We start from the raw sequence: 18,277 nt of genomic DNA on the forward strand, positions 1-18,277 counted from the left end.
CGTTCCAACATCCACGATGTACCGTCGCCGGGTGCGTGCGATCCGTCGATTCACCGTCCGTCCCGTCCTGCCCCCGGCCCTCGCCGGACTGGGCCGTCTCGCCGGCAACCTGCGGTGGTCCTGGGACCCCGAGTCGCAGGACGTCTTCGAGTCCATCGACCCCGTGCTGTGGGAGTCGACGGGACGTGACCCGGTCAAGCTCCTGGGCGCCGTCGGTCGGCGTCGGCTCGAGGAGCTGGCCGCCGACGAGGGCTTCCTCGCCCGGCTCGGTGTGGCCGTCGGCCACCTCGACCAGTACCTGACCGGCGACCGCTGGTACCAGCGCCGGCTCGCTGCCGGCGAGGAGGGGCCGCGGGCGATCGGCTACTTCTCCCCGGAGTTCGGGATCACCGCCGTGCTGCCGCAGTACTCCGGCGGTCTCGGCATCCTCGCCGGGGACCACCTCAAGGCCGCCAGCGACCTCGGCGTCCCGATCGTCGGCGTCGGCCTGCTCTACCGGCACGGCTACTTCAAGCAGGCCCTCTCCCGCGAGGGCTGGCAGCAGGAGACCTACCCGGTCCTCGACCCCGACGGCCTGCCCATCTCGCTGCTGCGCGAGGAGAACGGCGCCCGGGCGATGATCAGTGTCGCGCTGCCCGATGGCCCGGAGCTGCTGGCCCGGATCTGGGTCGCCAGCGTCGGCCGGGTGCCCCTGCTGATGCTGGACACCGACGTCGAGGGCAACCCCGACCACTACCGCGACGTGACCGACCGCCTGTACGGCGGCAACAGCGAGCACCGGCTGCGCCAGGAGCTGCTGCTCGGCGTCGGCGGCGTGCGCGCGCTGCGCACCTACTCGCGGCTCTCCGGCCACCCCGCCCCCGAGGTGTTCCACACCAACGAGGGCCACGCCGGCTTCCTCGGGCTGGAGCGGATCCGGGAGCTCACCGTGGCCGAGGGCGGCCCCAAGCTCGACTTCGACACCGCGCTCGAGGTCAGCCGGGCCTCGACCGTGTTCACCACCCACACGCCGGTGCCCGCGGGCATCGACCGGTTCCCGCTCACCCTGATCGAGCAGTACTTCAGCGAGGCCGGCCCGACGCCCGGCGTACCGGTCGAGCGGGTGCTCGCGCTGGGCACCGAGGACTACGAGGGCGGCGACCCGGCGGTCTTCAACATGGCGGTGATGGGGTTCCGCCTCGCGCAGCGCGCGAACGGCGTCTCCCAGCTCCACGGCCACGTCAGCCGGGGGATGTTCAACGGCCTGTGGCCCGCCTTCGACGAGGCCGAGGTGCCGATCGGGTCGATCACCAACGGCGTGCACGCCCCGACCTGGGTCGCGCGTGAGGTGATCGAGCTGGCGATCGCCCAGGGCGCTGACCCGGAGTCCGACGACACGAGCGGCTTCTGGGCTGCCGCGGACAAGGTGCCGGGCACCGAGATCTGGGCCGTCAAGCGGGTGCTGCGCGAGCGGCTGGTGGTCGACGCCCGCCGGCGGCTGCGCCGGTCCTGGGAGAAGCGCGGCGCGGCCAAGGCGGAGCTGAGCTGGATCGACAACGCCCTGGACCCCGACGTGCTGACGATCGGCTTCGCGCGGCGCGCAGCGTCGTACAAGCGGCTCACGCTGATGATGCGCGACCCCGAGCGGCTCAAGTCGCTGCTGCTGCACCCCGAGCGCCCGATCCAGCTCGTGATCGCCGGCAAGGCGCACCCGGCCGATGACGGGGGCAAGAAGCTGATCCAGGACATCGTCAAGCTGTCCGACGACCCGGAGATCCGGCACCGCATCGTGTTCCTGCCGAACTACGACATCGCGATGGCCAAGCCGCTGTACCCCGGTTGTGACGTCTGGCTCAACAACCCGCTGCGCCCCTACGAGGCCTGCGGCACCTCCGGCATGAAGGCCGCGCTCAACGGCGGCCTGAACCTCTCGGTGCTCGATGGCTGGTGGGACGAGTGGTACGACGGTGACAACGGCTGGGCGATCCCGACCGCCGACGGCGTCGAGGACCCCGACCACCGCGACGACCTCGAGGCCGCCGCGCTCTACGACCTGATCGAGAACGACGTGGCGCCCCGCTTCTACGACCTCGACGGCGAGGGCGTCCCGAACCGCTGGCTGGAGATGACCCGGCACACGCTGAAGTCGCTGGGCCCGAAGGTGCTCGCCACCCGGATGGTCCGCGACTACGTGCGCCAGCTCTACACCCCGGCGTGCGTGACCGCGCACCGGCTGAACTCCGACTTCCACGGCGCCGCCGAGCTGGCCGCCTGGAAGAAGAAGGTCAAGACCGGCTGGTCGGCGGTGCGGGTGGACCACGTCGAGAGCAGCGGCGTCGGCGACGCCCCCGAGGTCGGCGACCAGATGAGCGTGCGGGCCTTCGTCGCCCTCGGCTCGCTGGCTCCCGACGACGTCGAGGTGCAGCTGCTGCACGGCAAGACCAACGGCGAGGACGAGCTGGTCGAGACGCTCGTGGACCGGCTGCACGTGGCCGAGTCCTACGAGGGCGGCCGGCACCGGTTCGACGGCGACGTCGTCCTGGACCACTCCGGGTCGTTCGGCTACACCGTGCGGATCGTGCCCCGCAACGACGTCCTCACCTCACCCGCGGAGCTCGGCCTGGTGGCCCTGGCGCTGTAGGGCCCTTAGGCGCCGGTGGTCGAGCTTGTCGAGGTCCCGGAAGTGTCGGCAGGTGCGGGATGCCGCGGCCACGCGCCGACCGCAACCACACCGTCGGATGGGCCGCCCAGGACCGAGTCCGCGACCCGGCGTGGCGGGGCGAAGCCCCGACACGCCAGACGCGGTCAGGTCTCGCGGAAGACGACGACCGTGCGCCGCCCGATGTGGACCTGGTCGCCGGCCTTGACCGGGGTGCCGACAGGGAGCCTGAAGTCGGTCGAGAGCACCACCTCGCCGGCACGTACCCAGTCGTTCTCCGGCAGCGTGACCCGCTGCGGCAGCCAGTCGGAGTTGAACCACAGCACGAACGACTTGTCGGCCTGCTGCTCGCCGCGTGGCCCCGGTGCGCGCAGCGGCGCGCCGGAGACGAACATGCCGACCGCGCGCAGGGTCGGGTCGTGCCAGTCGTCGCCGCTCATCTCCCGACCGGAGGGGTGCAGCCAGGCCAGGTCCTTGGGGCCGCCGATCAGCGTCGGTCGGCCCTCGAACCAGTGCCGCTGCCGCAGCGCCGGGTGCTCGCGGCGTAGCCGGAGCGCCGTCTTGGTGACTTCGTAGACGTCGAGCCACGCGTCGTCGGGACGCCAGTCGATCCAGGACGTCTCGTTGTCCTGGGCGTAGGCGTTGTTGTTGCCGCCCTGGGTGCGGCCGCGCTCATCGCCGGCGGTGATCATCGGCACCCCGTTGGACAGGCACAGGGTCGCCATCATGTTCGCGACCTGGCGACGACGGATGGCCACGAGCGCCGGGTCGTGGCTCTCGCCCTCGACGCCGTGGTTCCACGAGCGGTTGTTGTCCGTGCCGTCGCGGTTGTCCTCGCCGTTGGCCTCGTTGCGCTTGCGCTCGTAGGTCACGAGGTCGCGCATCGTGAAGCCGTCGTGGGCGGTGACGAAGTTGACCGAGGCGTACGGCGAGCGCCCGTCGTCGAGGTACAGGTCCGAAGACCCGGCCAGCCGGGTGGCGACCCCGCGGATGCCCGAGGTGTGGTTGCGCCAGAAGTCCCGGATCTCGTCGCGGTACTGGTCGTTCCACTCCACCCACGGCGGCGGGAACTCACCGACCCGGTAGCCGTCCATCGAGGCGTCCCACGGCTCGGCGATCAGCTTCACGTGCCGCAGGACCGGGTCCTGGCCGATCGCGGTGAGCAGGTGGCTGCGCATGTCGATCTGCCGGTGCACCCGGGTCAACGCCGACATCAGGTCGAAGCGGAAGCCGTCCACGTGCATCTCGGTCACCCAGTAGCGCAGCGAGTCGAGGATCAGCCGCAGCGCGAACGGGTTGGACGCGTCGACGGTGTTGCCACAGCCGGTGACGTCCCAGTAGGTGTCCTCGAACGGCTCGGCGTGCCCGTCGCCGCCGGTGCGGTAGTAGAACCCGCGGTCGTCGAGGCCGCGAAAGGACAGCGTCGGACCCGTCGTCCCGGCCTCGGCGGTGTGGTTGTAGACGACGTCGAGGATCACCTCGAGCCCGGCCGCGTGGAACGCCTTGACCATGGCCTTGAACTCGGTGACCTGCTGGCCGCGGTCGCCCGAGGACGAGTAGGCGTTGTGCGGGGCGAAGAACCCGATGGTGTTGTAGCCCCAGTAGTTGACCAGCCCGCGCTCCAGGAGCGAGGTCTCCGAGACGAACTGGTGGATCGGCAGCAGCTCGACGGCGGTGATGCCGAGGTCCTTGAGGTAGTCGACGACCGCGGGCGTCGCCAGGCCGGCGTAGGTGCCGCGCAGCTCCTCGGGCACCCGGTCGTGCAGGGCGGTCATGCCCTTGACGTGCATCTCGTAGATCGCGGAGTCCTGCCACGGGTGCCGCGGCGGCGCGTCGTCGTCCCAGTCGAAGTCGTCGTCGCCGAGGACGACGCTCCTCGGCACGTACGGCGCCGAGTCGGTGTCGCTGCGCCGGTCGGGCGCGCCCTCGACGTACCCGAAGATCGCCGGGTCGAGGGTCAGGTCGCCGGAGACCGCCCGGGCGAACGGGTCGAGCAGCAGCTTGTCCGCGTTGAACCGCAGCCCCTGCGCGGGGTCCCAGGGCCCGTCGACCCGGTAGCCGTAGCGGGTTCCCGGGGCGACGCCGGGGATCGCGCCGTGCCAGATGCCGAGCTCCTGCTCGGTGAGTGGGTGCCGGCGCTCGCGGCCCTCCTCGTCGAAAAGGCAGACCCAGGCGGCGGTGGCTCGGGGGGCGTGCACCGCGAAGTTCGTGGCCTCCGCCGACCAGGTCGATCCCAGCGGCCAGCTGCGTCCCGGCCACACCGGTGCGCGCTCGCCGCGGTCGCGCCAGAGTCCGGGGGTCACCCACCCCATTGTTCCCGATGACGGCACAATGCCGGGGAGCGACCATCGAGATCGGCGACCGATTCGGCAACCAGGACAGAGAGGCGGGTCACGGCATGGGTGAGTTCGTACGACTGGAGGTGGCCGACGGCGTCGGCACGATCCGGCTGGACCGGCCGAAGATGAACGCCCTGAACGTGCAGGTGCAGGAGGAGATCCGCGCGGCGGCCGTCGAGGCCACCGAGCGCGACGACGTGAAGGCCGTGGTGGTGTACGGCGGCGAGCGGGTCTTCGCCGCGGGCGCCGATATCAAGGAGATGGCCGACATGTCGTACACCGACATGGTCAAGCGCTCCGGCCCACTCCAGTCCGCGCTCGGCGCGGTGGCCCGGATCCCGAAGCCCGTGGTCGCCGCGATCACCGGCTACGCGCTCGGCGGCGGCTGCGAGCTGGCGCTGTGCGCGGATGTCCGGTTCGCCGCCGAGGACGCGGTCCTCGGCCAGCCCGAGGTGCTGCTCGGCATCATCCCGGGGGCCGGCGGCACCCAGCGGCTGACCCGACTGGTCGGCCCGAGCAAGGCGAAGGACATCGTCTTCACCGGCCGGTTCGTCAAGGCCGACGAGGCGCTGGCGATCGGCCTGGTCGACCGGGTCTTCCCGGCCGCGTCGGTCTACGACGAGGCGCTCGCGTGGGCGGGCCGGTTCGCCGGGGCGGCGTCGTACGCACTGCGGGCCGCGAAGGAGAGCATCGACCGCGGCATCGAGGTCGACCTGGAGACGGGCCTGGAGATCGAGCGGCAGCAGTTCGCGGCGCTGTTCGCGACCGAGGACCGCTCGATCGGTATGCGATCCTTCGTCGAGAACGGACCGGGCAAGGCGCAGTTCGAGGGCAGGTGAGCGGTACGTGGCGGGTCGCAAGACGCTGACGGCGCGGCGGGGCTCCCGGGCGCGCGCCCGCGCGGCGCAGGTGGTGTGGCTGCTCGCCGTGCTGTGCGCGCTGGTCCTCGCCGTAGGGGCGCTGTGCATCGCGCTCGACGCCAACCGCGACAACGCGCTGGTCAAGCTCGTGCTCGACGTCGCCGACGCCGTGGACCTCGAGGTGTTCTCCCGCGGCAACGGCATCTTCAAGTTCGAGGGCGGCGACGCGGAGACCAAGAACGCGCTGGCCAACTGGGGGCTCGGGGCGATCGCGTACCTCGTCGTCGGGCGGCTGCTGGAGCGCGTCGTCCGGCCCTGACCTCGCGCCGGCCCCGCGCCGACAATGCCCCGACATTGACAGTGCCGCTGTGACAAAGCCAACCCCACCACGAGTTTCGACCGCCGGGACGCGGCGGTAGCCTCACGACCAACCGAGTGCACAGGAGGGGCCGAACCGGCCACACACCATGAACATTGTCGTCTGTGTGAAGTACGTGCCCGACGCCACTGCCGATCGGCAGTTCGAGTCGGACAACACCGTGGACCGCGTCGGCGTCGACGGGCTGCTGTCCGAGCTCGACGAGTACGCCGTCGAGCAGGCCCTGCAGCTCAAGGAGAAGGCCGGAGGCGAGGGCACCACGGTGACCGCGCTGACCGTGGGCCCCGAGAAGGCCGTCGACGCGGTGCGCAAGGCGCTGCAGATGGGTGCCGACCAGGGCATCCACGTCGTCGACGACGCCATCGCCGGCTCGGACGCGCCCGCCACCTCGCTGGTGCTGGCCAAGGCTGTGGAGAAGGCCGGCGCCGACGCGAAGGTCGACCTGGTCGTGTGCGGCATGTCCTCGACCGACGCCGACATGAGCGTGGTGCCGGCGATGCTCGCCGAGCGCCTCAATCTGCCCCAGGTCACGCTGGCCTCGGTCATCGAGACCCAGGGTGACCAGGTGCGCGTCAAGCGGGACGGAGACACCGCGACCGAGGTCATCGGCGCCACGATGCCGCTGGTCCTCTCGGTGACCGACCAGTCGGGTGAGGCCCGCTACCCGTCGTTCAAGGGCATCATGGCCGCGAAGAAGAAGCCGCTGGAGACCTGGTCGCTCGCGGACCTGGGCGTCGACGCGGGCCAGGTCGGCCTGTCGGTGGCGTGGACCGAGGTCGCCGAGACCACGGCCCGACCGCCGCGCACCGCCGGCGAGATCGTCAAGGACGAGGACGGCTCGGGCGCCACGGCGCTCGCCGAGTTCCTCGCCGCCAAGAAATTCATCTGAGCGAAGTTCATCTGAGGAGCTGACCAAGTGTCTGAAGTTCTCGTTCTCATCGACCACGTCGACGGTGCCGTCCGCAAGCCGACGTACGAGCTCCTGACCATCGCCAAGCGGCTCGGCGAGCCCTCGGCGGTCTTCATCGGCAGCGGCGCCCAGGGCGCCGAGGTGGCCGAGAAGGTCAAGGCGTACGGCGCGGCGAAGGTCTACGTCGTCGACGACGCCCAGATCAAGGGCTACTTGGTGGCGCCCAAGGCCGAGGCCCTCCAGCAGCTGGTGGAGAAGACCTCGCCGGCGGCGGTCCTGATCTCCTCCACCTCCGAGGGCAAGGAGATCGCCGGTCGCCTCGCGGTCAAGATCGAGTCAGGTCTGATCACGGACGCGGTCGACGTGGAGGCCGACGGCACCGCGACCCAGTCGGTGTTCGCGGGCAACTACACCCTGAAGGCCAAGGTCACGAAGGGCACCCCGATCATCACGGTCAAGCCGAACTCCGCCGCGCCGGAGGAGGCCGCCGGTGCCGGGACGGTCGAGGAGTTCGCCGCGACCGTGTCCGACGCCGCGAAGGCCGCGCAGATCGTGGCGTCGCAGCCGCGCAAGGCGACCGGGCGCCCCGAGCTGACCGAGGCCGCGATCGTGGTCGCCGGCGGTCGCGGCACGGGCGGCAGCTTCGAGTCCGTCGAGGGCCTCGCCGACGCCCTGGGCGGCGCGGTCGGCGCCTCGCGTGCGGCCGTCGACTCCGGCTGGATCCCGCACACCTTCCAGATCGGGCAGACCGGCAAGACCGTCTCGCCGCAGCTCTACATCGCCACCGGCATCTCCGGCGCCATCCAGCACCGGGCCGGCATGCAGACCTCCAAGACGATCGTCGCGGTCAACAAGGACGAGGAGGCGCCGATCTTCGAGCTGGTCGACTTCGGCGTGGTGGGCGACCTGCACACCGTCCTTCCGGCCCTCACCGAGGAAGTCACCAAGCGCAAGGGCTGAGTGAGCGCAGCCGTCCACGTCGACCCGTCCGGAGCCCTCCGGGCGGGTCGACGTGACTCTCCGTCGATCCGGGACTTCCGACTCGACCGGGAGGGGTCAACCCTGGCCGCCGTACCCCTCCTCGTCGATGATGCCGACCTGGGGGACCCGCACGGTGCGGTGGCCCGGCTTGCCGCCGAGGACGATCCGGCGCAGTGCCACGTTGTTGTCGGTGGCCGCCTCGGCCAGGTTGTTCTCGGGGTTGGCGATCACGGCGATGTAGTAGGTGCCGTTGGGCAGGCCGCGGATGTCGAAGGACTGCCCGGCGCGGTACTGCGCGTACGTGTCGCCCCAGCCGGCGGCGAGGACCTCGCGGATCGAGAGCGAGGAGTAGTCGCCGCAGGACGTCGAGAGGTCGGTGTTCTCGGGCCGCCAGTCGGCGGCGGGCACCGTCAGGTCGACGGCGTCGGTGTTGGCCAGGCAGAACGCCTCCTTCCTCGAGCGCGCGGTCTCCTGCTGGTCGGCGTCGAGCAGGGAGTAGCGCGCGAAGTCCTCGAAGTGCCAGTGCTGGTGGGAGGGCTTGGGGTCCCAGTGCAGGTGGCCGACGGGCTGGTAGCCGGTCTGCTCGCCCGCGGCATCGAAGAAGTACTGGTACGCATCCATCTCGTCCTCGCCGTCCCGGCGGAAGCCGTCGACGACCAACGGGCTGTCGCCGGCGTTCCAGACCGTCGCCGAGAAGCGCAGGTAGTTCGTGTTCTCGGACAGGCCGATGCCCCACGCCGGCAGGGAGCGCAGGTCCGGCTGCGGGCCGGCCTCGGGTGCGCGGCCCTGCGGTCCGCTCGGCTGGCGGGCGGCCGGTACGGCGACCCGACCGGTGGCCGGAGGGGCGCCCGCCCCGCCGCCGACGTCCTCGGCCGTCACGGTCAGCTGCACGGTGCGCGTCGCGTCGGCGTCGCCCAGCCCGAAGACGGCGGCGTACTTCGAGGCGATCCTCGCGGTGACGGTGTACGAACCCGGCGTGAGCCGGAACGGGCGGCCCTGGCTGAGGATCGGCGCCGCCCAGCCGTCCTGGATGCCCTGCACCGAGCCGAGGCTGAACGGGTTGTACCAGCAGCCGGCCGGGTAGCCCGAGCGCGCGGGGGCGTCCGGCCGGACCCGCTCCGACCAGCCGTTCAGGCAGGCCTTGCGGACCACGTGCAGCGGCTCGCCGCCGCGCTGCGGGGTGATGTCGATCCTCAGGAACCCGTCCAGCCCGGAGAACGTGCTCATCGAGCCGGCGGGCAGCGCCACGTCGCCGTCGGCCGTGTGCCAGACGGTGCGGATCGCCTCGTCGTACGACGAGCGGTGCGACCAGAGCTCGAACGGCGCGCCCTGCGCGGTCAGGCGCAGGCCGAGGTCGGTCCAGGTGCGCTTCCTGTAGGCGGAGGCGGTGACCGCGTGCGGCGCCCACAGCGCGATCGGCGCGACCGCCTCGGCCGCGCGACCCGAGCCGGCGGGGCTGCCGGCCGGGTTGGAGCTGGCGGTGGCGGGGGGCGTGGACAGGGCCACGGCGGGCAGGGCGAGCGCGAGCGAGGCGAGCAGCGCGAGGGAACGCGAGGTCGAGCGGATCAAGGGAGGGTCCTTCCGCGACGGCAGCGATCGCTGCGGTGAGCTGACGCAGCGTACGACGCGGCCGGCCCCGGATTGGTTGCCGAGCGGCAAGACGGGGCACGCGTCCAGACCGGCCCGAACTACCCTCGGAGCCATGAGCACGCAGCACGACGAGCACGACGCGGCCGGGGCCACCGGCGTGGCCGACCAGGTGGTGGCGGCCGCCGAGCGCGCCCGGGCCGCCAGCCACGGCCTCGCCCTGGCCACGCGGGCCGAGAAGGACGCGGCCCTCCAGGCGATGGCCGAGGCGCTGCTGACCCGCGAGCCCGAGGTCCTGGCCGCCAACGGCGAGGACGTGGCGCGCGCCGAGGCGAACGGCACGCCGCCGAACATCGTCGACCGGCTCCGGCTCACCCAGGAGCGGGTGGCCGCCATGGCGCAGGGACTGCGCGACGTCGCCGCACTGCCCGACCCCGTGGGCGAGGTGCTGCGCGGCAGCACCCTGGCCAACGGCCTCGAGATGCGCCAGGTCCGGGTGCCCTTCGGCGTGGTCGGGATGATCTACGAGGCCCGGCCCAACGTCACCGCCGACGCCGCCGGCATCTGCCTGAAGTCCGGCAACGCCGTCCTGCTGCGCGGCAGCTCCAGCGCCCGCTCCAGCAACGCCGCGATCGTGGCGGCGCTGCGCGACGCCATCGCCGGAACCGGCCTGGACCCCGACGTCGTGCAGCAGGTCCCCGGAGACTCCCACGACAGCGTGAAGGCGCTGATGCGCGCCCGCGGTCACGTGGACGTGCTGATCCCGCGCGGCGGGGCGGGGCTGATTCGCTCCGTCGTGGAGGAGTCCACGGTGCCCGTCATCGAGACCGGCGTCGGCAACTGCCACGTCTACGTCGACCGGGCGGCCGATCTCGACAAGGCGCTCGCGATCGTGCTCAACGCCAAGACCCACCGGACCAGCGTGTGCAACGCCGCGGAGTCGCTGCTGGTGCACGCGGACCTGGCCGACACGTTCGTCCCGCGCGTGGTCGCGGCGCTGCAGGAGGCCGGCGTGACGGTGCACGGCGACGAGCGCTTCCAGGCCGAGGACGGGGTGCTGCCGGCCACCGACGAGGACTACGGGCAGGAGTACCTCTCCCTGGACATCTCCGCTGCCGTCGTACCCGACCTGGACGGCGCCATCGCGCACATCCGACGCTGGTCGAGCCAGCACACCGAGGCGATCGTCACCGAGGACCTCGCGGCGGCGCGGCGGTTCACCGCTGCGGTCGACTCGGCCGCGGTCCTGGTCAACGCCTCGACCCGGTTCACCGACGGCGGGGAGTTCGGCTTCGGCGCCGAGATCGGCATCAGCACCCAGAAGCTGCACGCCCGGGGGCCGATGGGGCTGACGGAGATGACGTCGACCAAGTACGTCGTCACCGGCGACGGGCACGTCCGGTGACACGGCCTCCGGCGTGGGCCCGGTAGGGTGTCGGCCATGCTGAACGCGTTCGCCATCGCCCTGGCCGCCGAGGAGCACGTCAACGAGAGCGTGCCCAACCACTGGCTGGTGGGCGGCATCGTGCTGGTCTTGCTGCTGGCGCTGCTGGGTGGCCTGCTGGCCTTCGGCGCGGGACGCGAGCACAGCTGACCACCGACGGCATGACCGCCGCCAGGCGGGTCGGGGTCATGGGTGGCACCTTCGACCCGATCCACCACGGGCACCTCGTGGCCGCATCCGAGGTGCAGGCCTGGTTCGACCTCGACGAGGTCCTGTTCGTGCCGACCGGAGACCCCTGGCAGAAGTCCGACCGCGACGTGTCGCCGGCCGAGCATCGCTACCTGATGACCGTGATCGCGACCGCCGCCAACCCCCGGTTCACCGTCTCCCGCGTCGACATCGACCGGTCGGGCCCGACGTACACGATCGACACGCTGCGCGACCTGCGTGCGCAGCTGCCCGACGCGGAGCTCTACTTCATCACCGGGGTCGACGCCCTGGCCGAGATCTTCACCTGGCGCGACGCCGAGGAGCTGTTCACGCTCGCGCGGTTCGTGGGATGCACCCGACCTGGGTACCTCATGGACGACGCGGCGCTCGCCACGATCCCGACCGACCGGGTGACGATCGTGGAGATCCCCGCCCTGGCGATCTCCTCGACCGACTGCCGCCGGCGCTCACAGCGCGGTGAGCCGGTGTGGTACCTCGTGCCCGACGGGGTCGTGCAGTACCTGGCCAAGTACGACCTCTACCCACGCGTCATCCCCCCGGACACCACGAAGGACACCAGCGAGGACATGCAGTGACCGCCACCGACCGGGCCGTCGAGCTCGTCCACACCGCCGCCCGGGCCGCCTCCGAGAAGCTCGCCCAGCAGCTCATCGCCTTCGACGTCAGCGAGCAGCTGGCGATCACCGACGCCTTCCTGCTCGCCTCGGCCAGCAACGACCGGCAGGTCAAGGCCATCGTGGACGAGATCGAGGACAAGCTGCGCGAGATCGGCGCCAAGCCGCTCCGCCGCGAGGGCGAGCGTGACGGGCGTTGGGTGCTCATCGACTACGGCGAGGTCGTCGTGCACGTCCAGCACGAGGAGGAGCGCCAGTTCTACGCCCTCGAGCGGCTGTGGCGCGACTGCCCCGCCATCCCGCTGCCCGCGGACGTCACGGCGGCCGAGCAGGGCCGGTGAGCGCTCCGCGCCGCCTGCTCCTGATCCGGCACGGGCAGACCGCCTGGAACGCCGTACGCCGCGTCCAGGGCCAGCTCGACTCCGAGCTCGACGACACCGGCCACCGGCAGGCCGCCGCGCTCGCCCCGGTGGTCGCGGCGATGGGCCCTGCCGCGCTCTGGTGCTCCGACAGCGCGCGGGCCCGCCAGACCGCGGCGTACCTCGCCAAGGAGGCCGGCCTGGACCCGACCTTCGACCCCCGGCTGCGCGAGTACTTCCTCGGTGAGCGCCAGGGCCTGACCCACGAGGAGTACGCCGCCGCCGCGCCCGAGGAGTTCGCCGTGTTCCGCACCGGCGACTTCGACGTCGTCCCCGGCGGCGAGACGGCCGCCCAGGTGACGGCGCGGATGACCGCCGCGCTGCACGAGCTGCTCGCGTCGATCGGTCCGGGCGAGCTCGCCGTGGCGGTCTCCCACGGGGCCGCGATCCGCGACTCCGTGCCGGTGCTCCTCGGCTGGCCGGTCACCGAGCGCGCCGCGCTGCACGGCATGGCGAACTGCGGGTGGGCGGTGCTCGACGGGCCGGTGGTGGACGGCCCGATGCGCCTGGTCGCCTACAACCGGGTGCTGTCGTTCGCAGAGCCGGTGTGACCGACCCCCGATTTCGCATCGACCGGACCGTTGGCTAGTATTCCGCGAGTTGTCACCCCCGCTGGTCGGGGGAAGCAATGGGGCTGTGGCGCAGCTGGTAGCGCATCTGCATGGCATGCAGAGGGTCAGGGGTTCGAGTCCCCTCAGCTCCACCGAGGACGCGCAGGTCAGGGGCGGTTTCCCGGAGACGGGGGATCGCCTCTCAGCGTCTCTTGGGGGGCAAATGGGGGGCAGGACCCCCTCGTCCGGTCAGCAATCTCTTGACCGTGACAGGAGCGTGCTCCCGTGTTCGAAACAGCAGATCAACGTCCAGGCGGCGGTTCCTGATGGCCTGGGCGGATGCCCATGGCACCGGCTTCCGCGGTGTCTACCGCGGACCGAACGGCGCCAAGCTCAAGACCAAGACGTTCAAGAGCAGATCCATGCCCGGTTCAAGGTTCTCCAGGCCTGCCTCGCCGCCCGCAAGGGCGTGTCAGCCCGTCGTGATCGGCTCATCCAGTACAACCCGTGCGAGAGCACTCAGCTGCCGGTGATCCCCGAGCGCGAGGTCACCATCCTGGAGCCGGACCAGGTCGACAAGATCCTCCTGGCCCTCGACCCCTGGTGGCGGCTCCTGCCGCTGTTGCTCTCGGAGACCGGACTCCGCTGGGGTGAGGCCATGGGCCTGACTGTGGACTCGTTCACGCTGGACTTCCGGTGCCTGTTCGTGCGCAGAACGACCATCGAGACCAAGGTCGAGCAGACCGGCAACGGCACTCGCTTCAGGTGGAAGCCCTATCCGGGCGAGGCAGCCCTGTGGCTTGTGCGTGACCATGCTGCTGCCGCAAGGCTGAGTCCGGCTGGGTAGCGCCGCTCGATCCAATGCGCCGGCCGGGGCGGTCCGGTGCTGGCTGGCGGCCCGGACGGCTCAGTTCATGCGGTGCTGCTCGTGAAGGAAGGTCAGCAGGGTCTCTCGGTAGTGGTCTTCGAGCGGCTCGAAGCGGAGGCCGATCCGCCACTGGTTGCCCTCGGAGGCGGACGAGGTCACCCGCGCTGCCGTGGGTAGTAGAACGCCGTCGAGCATCAAGGTGATCCGGGCTGGTGTCCCGGGCGCGGGAGCCGCTTCGCCTTGTGCCGGAAGTGTGCAGCGCACGCCGTTGATGTCGAGGTTGATGGTTTCGCAGGCCAGGTCGTGTCCGGCCCACTGCAGCCTGGCTCGCCCCTGGTAGGGGACGCGCAGGCGCTCTCGGCGGTCATAGACGACCGATGCTGCGGATAGCGTGTCGAGGTCGCCGGGCTCGTAGGTGCTGGAGCCGGAGGTGCCGGGTCTGGTATCAGCCGCGGCTGCAGTATCGCGGCGAGCGGCGACTCTGACGGCACCCGCGGTCACGGGCGCGTTGTCGATCCGGTCGGCCGGATCAGCAAGGGGGACCGTTGTGGGCGCAACTGGAGTCCGTCGGGTCCGCGCCGTCGGCACAGCATCGTCGTGGTCGATCGGAGCCGTGCTCTCGTCGTCGCCCCGTTCATCCGGGTCGTGGTCTAGATCCTGGCCCATCTCATGGTCCGGCTCGGCGTCGTGATCGGACGCTACCTCCTGGGAGTCAGCGCCTTGGTCCTCGACTTCGGCGGGGCTGATCAGCTCGCGCTGTCCTTCGCGGCGGGCGTGGTTGCCTCGGCGGAGGCGGCGCAGCATGGCTTGTTGAATCAGGGCGCCGAGACCGATCGCCGCGAGGTTCACGATCAGGGCCACCGTCGTACCGTCCAGGCTCCTCGGCTGGCCACCGGTGGCACGAACCGGTGCTGGGGTGTCTGTGACGCGAGCTTCCGCAGGGCCGCGAGGAGGGTTCGGTTGCCGGATAGCCGAGTCTGCTGTGTGGTCGGCCCGCAGGTCTCGGATCCCGAGGTTGGGCCAGGTCGCGGAAGCGGCGCGGTCGATCAGCATGAGATGTCGCCCGGCGAGTTGGGTCCAGGCCGTGTAGCAGGTCAGTGCAACCAGGGCGGCGACCAGCGCCGCAGCCACCGTGTAACGCACCATGGACCGGTAGCGGCGTGACCGGGTTCCCGCCCGCGGTCGCCTCCGTGCCGAGCCGAACAGGCGGCCCATCAGGCGCCTCAACGGTCGTCGTGGGTGTCGCTTCGCCCGTCGCCTCGACGAGGCTTGCAGTGCCAGGAGGAGCGCGACCCTGAGGTGTTCGGCGGCGCTGAGGGTCGGTGGCGTCTCAGTCGGTTGCCCGAGCCCCGACTGGACCTCCGTGGGTCGACCGGTGGGTTCAGTGGTGCGCACGGACCTGAACCTCGCGGAGAAGGTCGCAGACGCGACCGACGGCGTCGTTGAGGTGTTGCACGGCTTGATCGAGGGCGTGCACCGTGGCGCGCTGTCCGGTCGGCAGGGTCTCGGCGTGGGTGGTCAGCAGTTCACTGTGGGCCACCAAGATGGTCAACGGGGTGCGGAGGTGATGGTTGAGCCCTGCCGCCAGGTCAAGGATCTTCGTCTGCGTCGTGTCGGAGCTTCCTGCCGCCGCCGGGACCACGGACGCGGCAGGAAAGGGCCGGGCAGCAGCGATCGCCCGCACGGGCGAGTTGAATGGTGTGTCCACGAGCAAGCTCTCCGGGAGCCCTGTGCTCCGCAACGTCGGGGCACGCCCCGAGCGCGTCTGTCCGTGTGATGCTGCGGCAGCCGACGGCGGAACCTGAGATCGCCCCACGCCCGGCCCTCGCGACACATCGCTCGATGGCTAGGCGCCCGCGCAATCGGGATAGCGAGCGATACCCGTCGTGTGGGCTGGATCACGGATCCGCGCCCGGGTCCGTCCTCGTCGTCGACATTCGTTCCGGCTCAGGAGGGTGACCGACTCAAGGTGGCCGACGGGGGCTCGCCGAACCGCTCGCGATAGAGGGTCGAGAACCGGCCGTGATGCTTGAATCCGAGACCGGCCGCAACGTCCTGCACCTGGAGGCCGTCGGGATCGGCGCCCAAGAGCAGGCGGTGAGCCCGCAACAGCCGGACCTCGCGGAGGTAGGCCATCGGGGGCAGGTCGTGGTGGCGGCGAAATCCTTCCTGCAGCGCGCGGACGCTGAGATGCACCTCCTGGGCGAGGCCGACCGTGGTCCAGGGATGTTCGGGCCTGGAATGGATCAGCTCGACCGCGTGCTGGATGGGTGTTCTTGCGGCCGAGGACGGACGGTCCAGGAGGTCGGTGTAGTTGTGCCGCTGGCCGAGGAGCAACGCGTCGAGCACGAGACCTTCGAGGTGCCGGCCGACACTCGGGAAGCGCTGTACCGCCGAGGGACCGTGGAGCTCCGAGACCAGCACCTGAACCAACGGGGCCAACAAGCGGCCCGCGAGCGAGTCGAGCCTGAGGTGTGGGGTGAAGGCCAGTGGCTTCGAGACGGTCCGGCCGAGCAGCGCCGCGATCTCCGATTCCAGCGTCTCTCGGGGGATCATCAGGCACAGTTGGCTACAGTCGTCGGACCACAAGATGTCAGCGTCCTGCCCGGGGTCGAACAGGACGCCGCCACCCGCATCGGTCACGATGCGGCCGGCGCCGCGGCGTCTGGACACGGCATGTCCGCGCAGCGTCACGTTGAGGTGGAACTGCTCGGTCTCCTCGGCGGTGATCCGAGAACTCGCGGCGACGGTGAGCACGCCGGCCGTCATGGTGCCTACCAGGAGGACTGCCATCTGCATCTGGAAGTCTGTGCCCGCATGCTGGGGTCGAACCCGGACTGGAAGATAGGCCTCCGAGATCAGCTCCGCCGCCAGATCGGGGTCAAGGACGAGTTGGCTCGCAGTCCGGGCCGCGGCCGGTAGCGCCGAACCAGGGCCCCCTGGGCTGAGGGCGCGCGCATAGGGCAACGCCGACCAATCCATCCCGAGCCCCTTCTTTGATGCCCGCTAGTCTTCCGACGGCCGCCGCACGGCTCATTCTTCAAGGGGCCCAGGCGGCACGCAACCTCCTGGGGGAGTCGCCAAGTTCAGTCGCGTGAAGTCGTGCCTTCCCCTGGGCATACAACTCACCACGTCGAGAACCCCGTGGGCGGATCTGAGCTTCGCGATGAGACGACGAACTCCGACCAACACTCGATTCGTGGTGGAGGGGGCCTCCGTCATCTCCTGACGAAGGCCCCCAATGCGCATGGGGACGAACTGCGCATGCATACGCGGCCAGGAGGGAGGATGGCCGCGTACGTCGGGAAGATCCTCCCGGCAGTCACAGTGCAAGCGGGCCGCGTCTCACGATACTGACGGGTATGCAGGTTCCTCGTTGCGGAGCCGACGTCGATGTGGAGCGGATCGAGCAGGTTGCTCTACAACCTCGTCAACAATGCGCTCCGGCACAGCCGGCCACCGGTCGTCATCTCGGCAGGCCCGGAGCCCGGCGGCATCCAGGTCACGGCCACCGACCAGGGGGTTCAGACCCCAACTCCTACACCCTCAGCGGTGAAGCGCCCTCAACCCGCAGCCAGAGCGGCCAGAGCGTCGTTGGTCTCGTCCACTGAGAACCGGTCTGGATGCCAGTCCTGGGGCAACCAGTCCCGCATCTCCTCGGCACCGAGCCCCATGGGCGTCGCCCGCGGGTCGTAGCCGCCACGAACCCAATCGGCGAGCTCCTCGTAGCCGCCCGGGCCGCCGCAGTCCTCCGGCGGGCAGGCCATCTTGCCCTTCAGGCAGACCGGAGCCGGTGGCAGGTCGTCGAGAACCTCTTCGACCACCAGCACGTGCTCCCATCCGTCGCCGAAGTCGTAGTCATAAAAGAGCCGGTCGCCCTTGGCAGACACCACCTGGTCGAGCCGTACCTCGTCTTCGGCGACGCCTTCGTCGCCTTCGCTGAGGTCGAACCCGGCGACGAAGTAGGCGCGGGTACGCCGGTCCACCCCGACTCCGAACTTGTGCAGGTGGCCGTCCTCCCAGCCCATCGCGACCTGCAGCACGACATGCAGCTCGTCGAGCATCAGATCGCCGGGCAGGTCGAGACGACGCCAGATCGGCGGCTTGGCGTACATCAGATCGACCCGCACCCGGAAGCCCCGCGAACGCTCCGGCGCCACCCGCACCTCCGGCATCGGCTCGTCGAACATCCCCGCGAACATGTCCCGGCCTGCGTTCGCCATCAGCTTCTGCAGCAACGCCAGATCCGCACCGGCCCTGGACACGCCGCTCTTTCTCTTCCGCTTCTTCTTCGGCACGCCCCCAGCCAACCAGACCGTTCGATCGCTGCCCCAGACCAGCGGGTTCAGACCCCAGTCCCTACACCTCATCTGCGAAGCGCCGGAATGGCCCATGTCCCAAGATGCGAAGCATCGCCCGCGGAAGACCTGTAGGCCGACACGCCGATGGTGGGCAC

The 18,277-nt window shown here is 70.7% G+C and carries 17 protein-coding genes and 1 tRNA gene; 12 read left to right on the forward strand and 6 right to left on the reverse strand.

What is annotated here, in order from left to right:
• Positions 1-31: 31 nt before the first annotated feature.
• Positions 32-2,620, forward strand: coding sequence for an alpha-glucan family phosphorylase (gene glgP / locus NOCA_RS10580; protein ID WP_011755270.1), 2,589 nt, complete (start codon positions 32-34; stop codon positions 2,618-2,620).
• Between the two features lie 164 nt (positions 2,621-2,784).
• Here glgP and glgX read toward each other — a convergent pair whose 3' ends face one another.
• Complete coding sequence (glgX, locus tag NOCA_RS10585) at positions 2,785-4,941, reverse strand: glycogen debranching protein GlgX (protein WP_011755271.1); 2,157 nt, start codon at positions 4,939-4,941, stop codon at positions 2,785-2,787.
• Between the two features lie 95 nt (positions 4,942-5,036).
• Between glgX and NOCA_RS10590 the strand changes: the two genes are divergently transcribed.
• From NOCA_RS10590 to NOCA_RS10605, 4 genes are all read left to right on the forward strand, one after another.
• Positions 5,037-5,816, forward strand: coding sequence for an enoyl-CoA hydratase/isomerase family protein (locus NOCA_RS10590; protein WP_041546462.1), 780 nt, complete (start codon positions 5,037-5,039; stop codon positions 5,814-5,816).
• A gap of 7 nt (positions 5,817-5,823) precedes the next feature.
• Positions 5,824-6,156 (forward strand): hypothetical protein, encoded by a 333-nt coding sequence (locus NOCA_RS10595; protein ID WP_011755273.1) that lies wholly within the window; start codon positions 5,824-5,826, stop codon positions 6,154-6,156.
• Positions 6,157-6,322: 166 nt separating this feature from the next.
• The gene (locus tag NOCA_RS10600; RefSeq protein WP_238383451.1) at positions 6,323-7,105 is read left to right on the forward strand and encodes an electron transfer flavoprotein subunit beta/FixA family protein; all 783 of its coding nucleotides are present in this window, start codon (positions 6,323-6,325) and stop codon (positions 7,103-7,105) included.
• 27 nt (positions 7,106-7,132) lie between these two features.
• Positions 7,133-8,086, forward strand: a complete 954-nt coding sequence (locus tag NOCA_RS10605; protein WP_011755275.1) for an electron transfer flavoprotein subunit alpha/FixB family protein — start codon at positions 7,133-7,135, stop codon at positions 8,084-8,086.
• Positions 8,087-8,182: 96 nt separating this feature from the next.
• Here the strand turns inward: NOCA_RS10605 and NOCA_RS10610 are convergent, their stop codons facing one another.
• Positions 8,183-9,676 (reverse strand): lysyl oxidase family protein, encoded by a 1,494-nt coding sequence (locus tag NOCA_RS10610; RefSeq protein ID WP_011755276.1) that lies wholly within the window; start codon positions 9,674-9,676, stop codon positions 8,183-8,185.
• A gap of 133 nt (positions 9,677-9,809) precedes the next feature.
• On the opposite strand from NOCA_RS10610, the gene NOCA_RS10615 reads away from it, so the two are divergent.
• From NOCA_RS10615 to NOCA_RS27535, 7 genes are all read left to right on the forward strand, one after another.
• A complete protein-coding gene (locus tag NOCA_RS10615; protein WP_011755277.1) occupies positions 9,810-11,099 on the forward strand; it encodes a glutamate-5-semialdehyde dehydrogenase in 1,290 nt (429 codons plus the stop codon).
• 36 nt (positions 11,100-11,135) lie between these two features.
• On the forward strand, positions 11,136-11,288 hold the full coding sequence (locus NOCA_RS27820; RefSeq protein WP_011755278.1) for a hypothetical protein: 153 nt from the start codon (positions 11,136-11,138) through the stop codon (positions 11,286-11,288).
• Between the two features lie 11 nt (positions 11,289-11,299).
• Complete coding sequence (gene nadD, locus NOCA_RS10620) at positions 11,300-11,944, forward strand: nicotinate-nucleotide adenylyltransferase (protein ID WP_049774305.1); 645 nt, start codon at positions 11,300-11,302, stop codon at positions 11,942-11,944.
• Positions 11,941-12,324 (forward strand): ribosome silencing factor, encoded by a 384-nt coding sequence (rsfS, locus tag NOCA_RS10625; protein ID WP_011755280.1) that lies wholly within the window; start codon positions 11,941-11,943, stop codon positions 12,322-12,324. The genes nadD and rsfS overlap by 4 nt, the downstream gene beginning before the upstream one ends.
• Positions 12,321-12,953, forward strand: coding sequence for a histidine phosphatase family protein (locus tag NOCA_RS10630; protein WP_011755281.1), 633 nt, complete (start codon positions 12,321-12,323; stop codon positions 12,951-12,953). Before rsfS ends, NOCA_RS10630 begins: the two co-directional genes overlap by 4 nt.
• 79 nt (positions 12,954-13,032) lie before the next feature.
• Positions 13,033-13,105 (forward strand) — tRNA-Ala (locus NOCA_RS10635).
• Positions 13,106-13,482: 377 nt separating this feature from the next.
• Complete coding sequence (locus tag NOCA_RS27535) at positions 13,483-13,800, forward strand: tyrosine-type recombinase/integrase (RefSeq protein ID WP_158305659.1); 318 nt, start codon at positions 13,483-13,485, stop codon at positions 13,798-13,800.
• A gap of 60 nt (positions 13,801-13,860) precedes the next feature.
• Here NOCA_RS27535 and NOCA_RS10645 read toward each other — a convergent pair whose 3' ends face one another.
• The 4 genes from NOCA_RS10645 to NOCA_RS10660 all read right to left on the reverse strand — a co-directional run bounded on the left by NOCA_RS10645 (position 13,861) and on the right by NOCA_RS10660 (position 18,215).
• Positions 13,861-14,682, reverse strand: a complete 822-nt coding sequence (locus NOCA_RS10645; RefSeq protein ID WP_041546464.1) for a PilZ domain-containing protein — start codon at positions 14,680-14,682, stop codon at positions 13,861-13,863.
• 520 nt (positions 14,683-15,202) lie between these two features.
• Positions 15,203-15,463 carry a histidine kinase dimerization/phospho-acceptor domain-containing protein gene (locus NOCA_RS27540; RefSeq protein WP_158305660.1) on the reverse strand — a complete coding sequence of 87 codons (261 nt, stop codon included), beginning with the start codon at positions 15,461-15,463 and terminating at the stop codon, positions 15,203-15,205.
• Positions 15,464-15,768: 305 nt separating this feature from the next.
• Complete coding sequence (locus NOCA_RS10655) at positions 15,769-16,803, reverse strand: AraC family transcriptional regulator (protein WP_011755284.1); 1,035 nt, start codon at positions 16,801-16,803, stop codon at positions 15,769-15,771.
• A gap of 581 nt (positions 16,804-17,384) precedes the next feature.
• Positions 17,385-18,215 (reverse strand): plasmid pRiA4b ORF-3 family protein, encoded by an 831-nt coding sequence (locus NOCA_RS10660; RefSeq protein ID WP_238383452.1) that lies wholly within the window; start codon positions 18,213-18,215, stop codon positions 17,385-17,387.
• Positions 18,216-18,277 lie beyond the last annotated feature (62 nt).

The organism is Nocardioides sp. JS614 (assembly GCF_000015265.1).
Lineage (GTDB): Bacteria > Actinomycetota > Actinomycetes > Propionibacteriales > Nocardioidaceae > Nocardioides.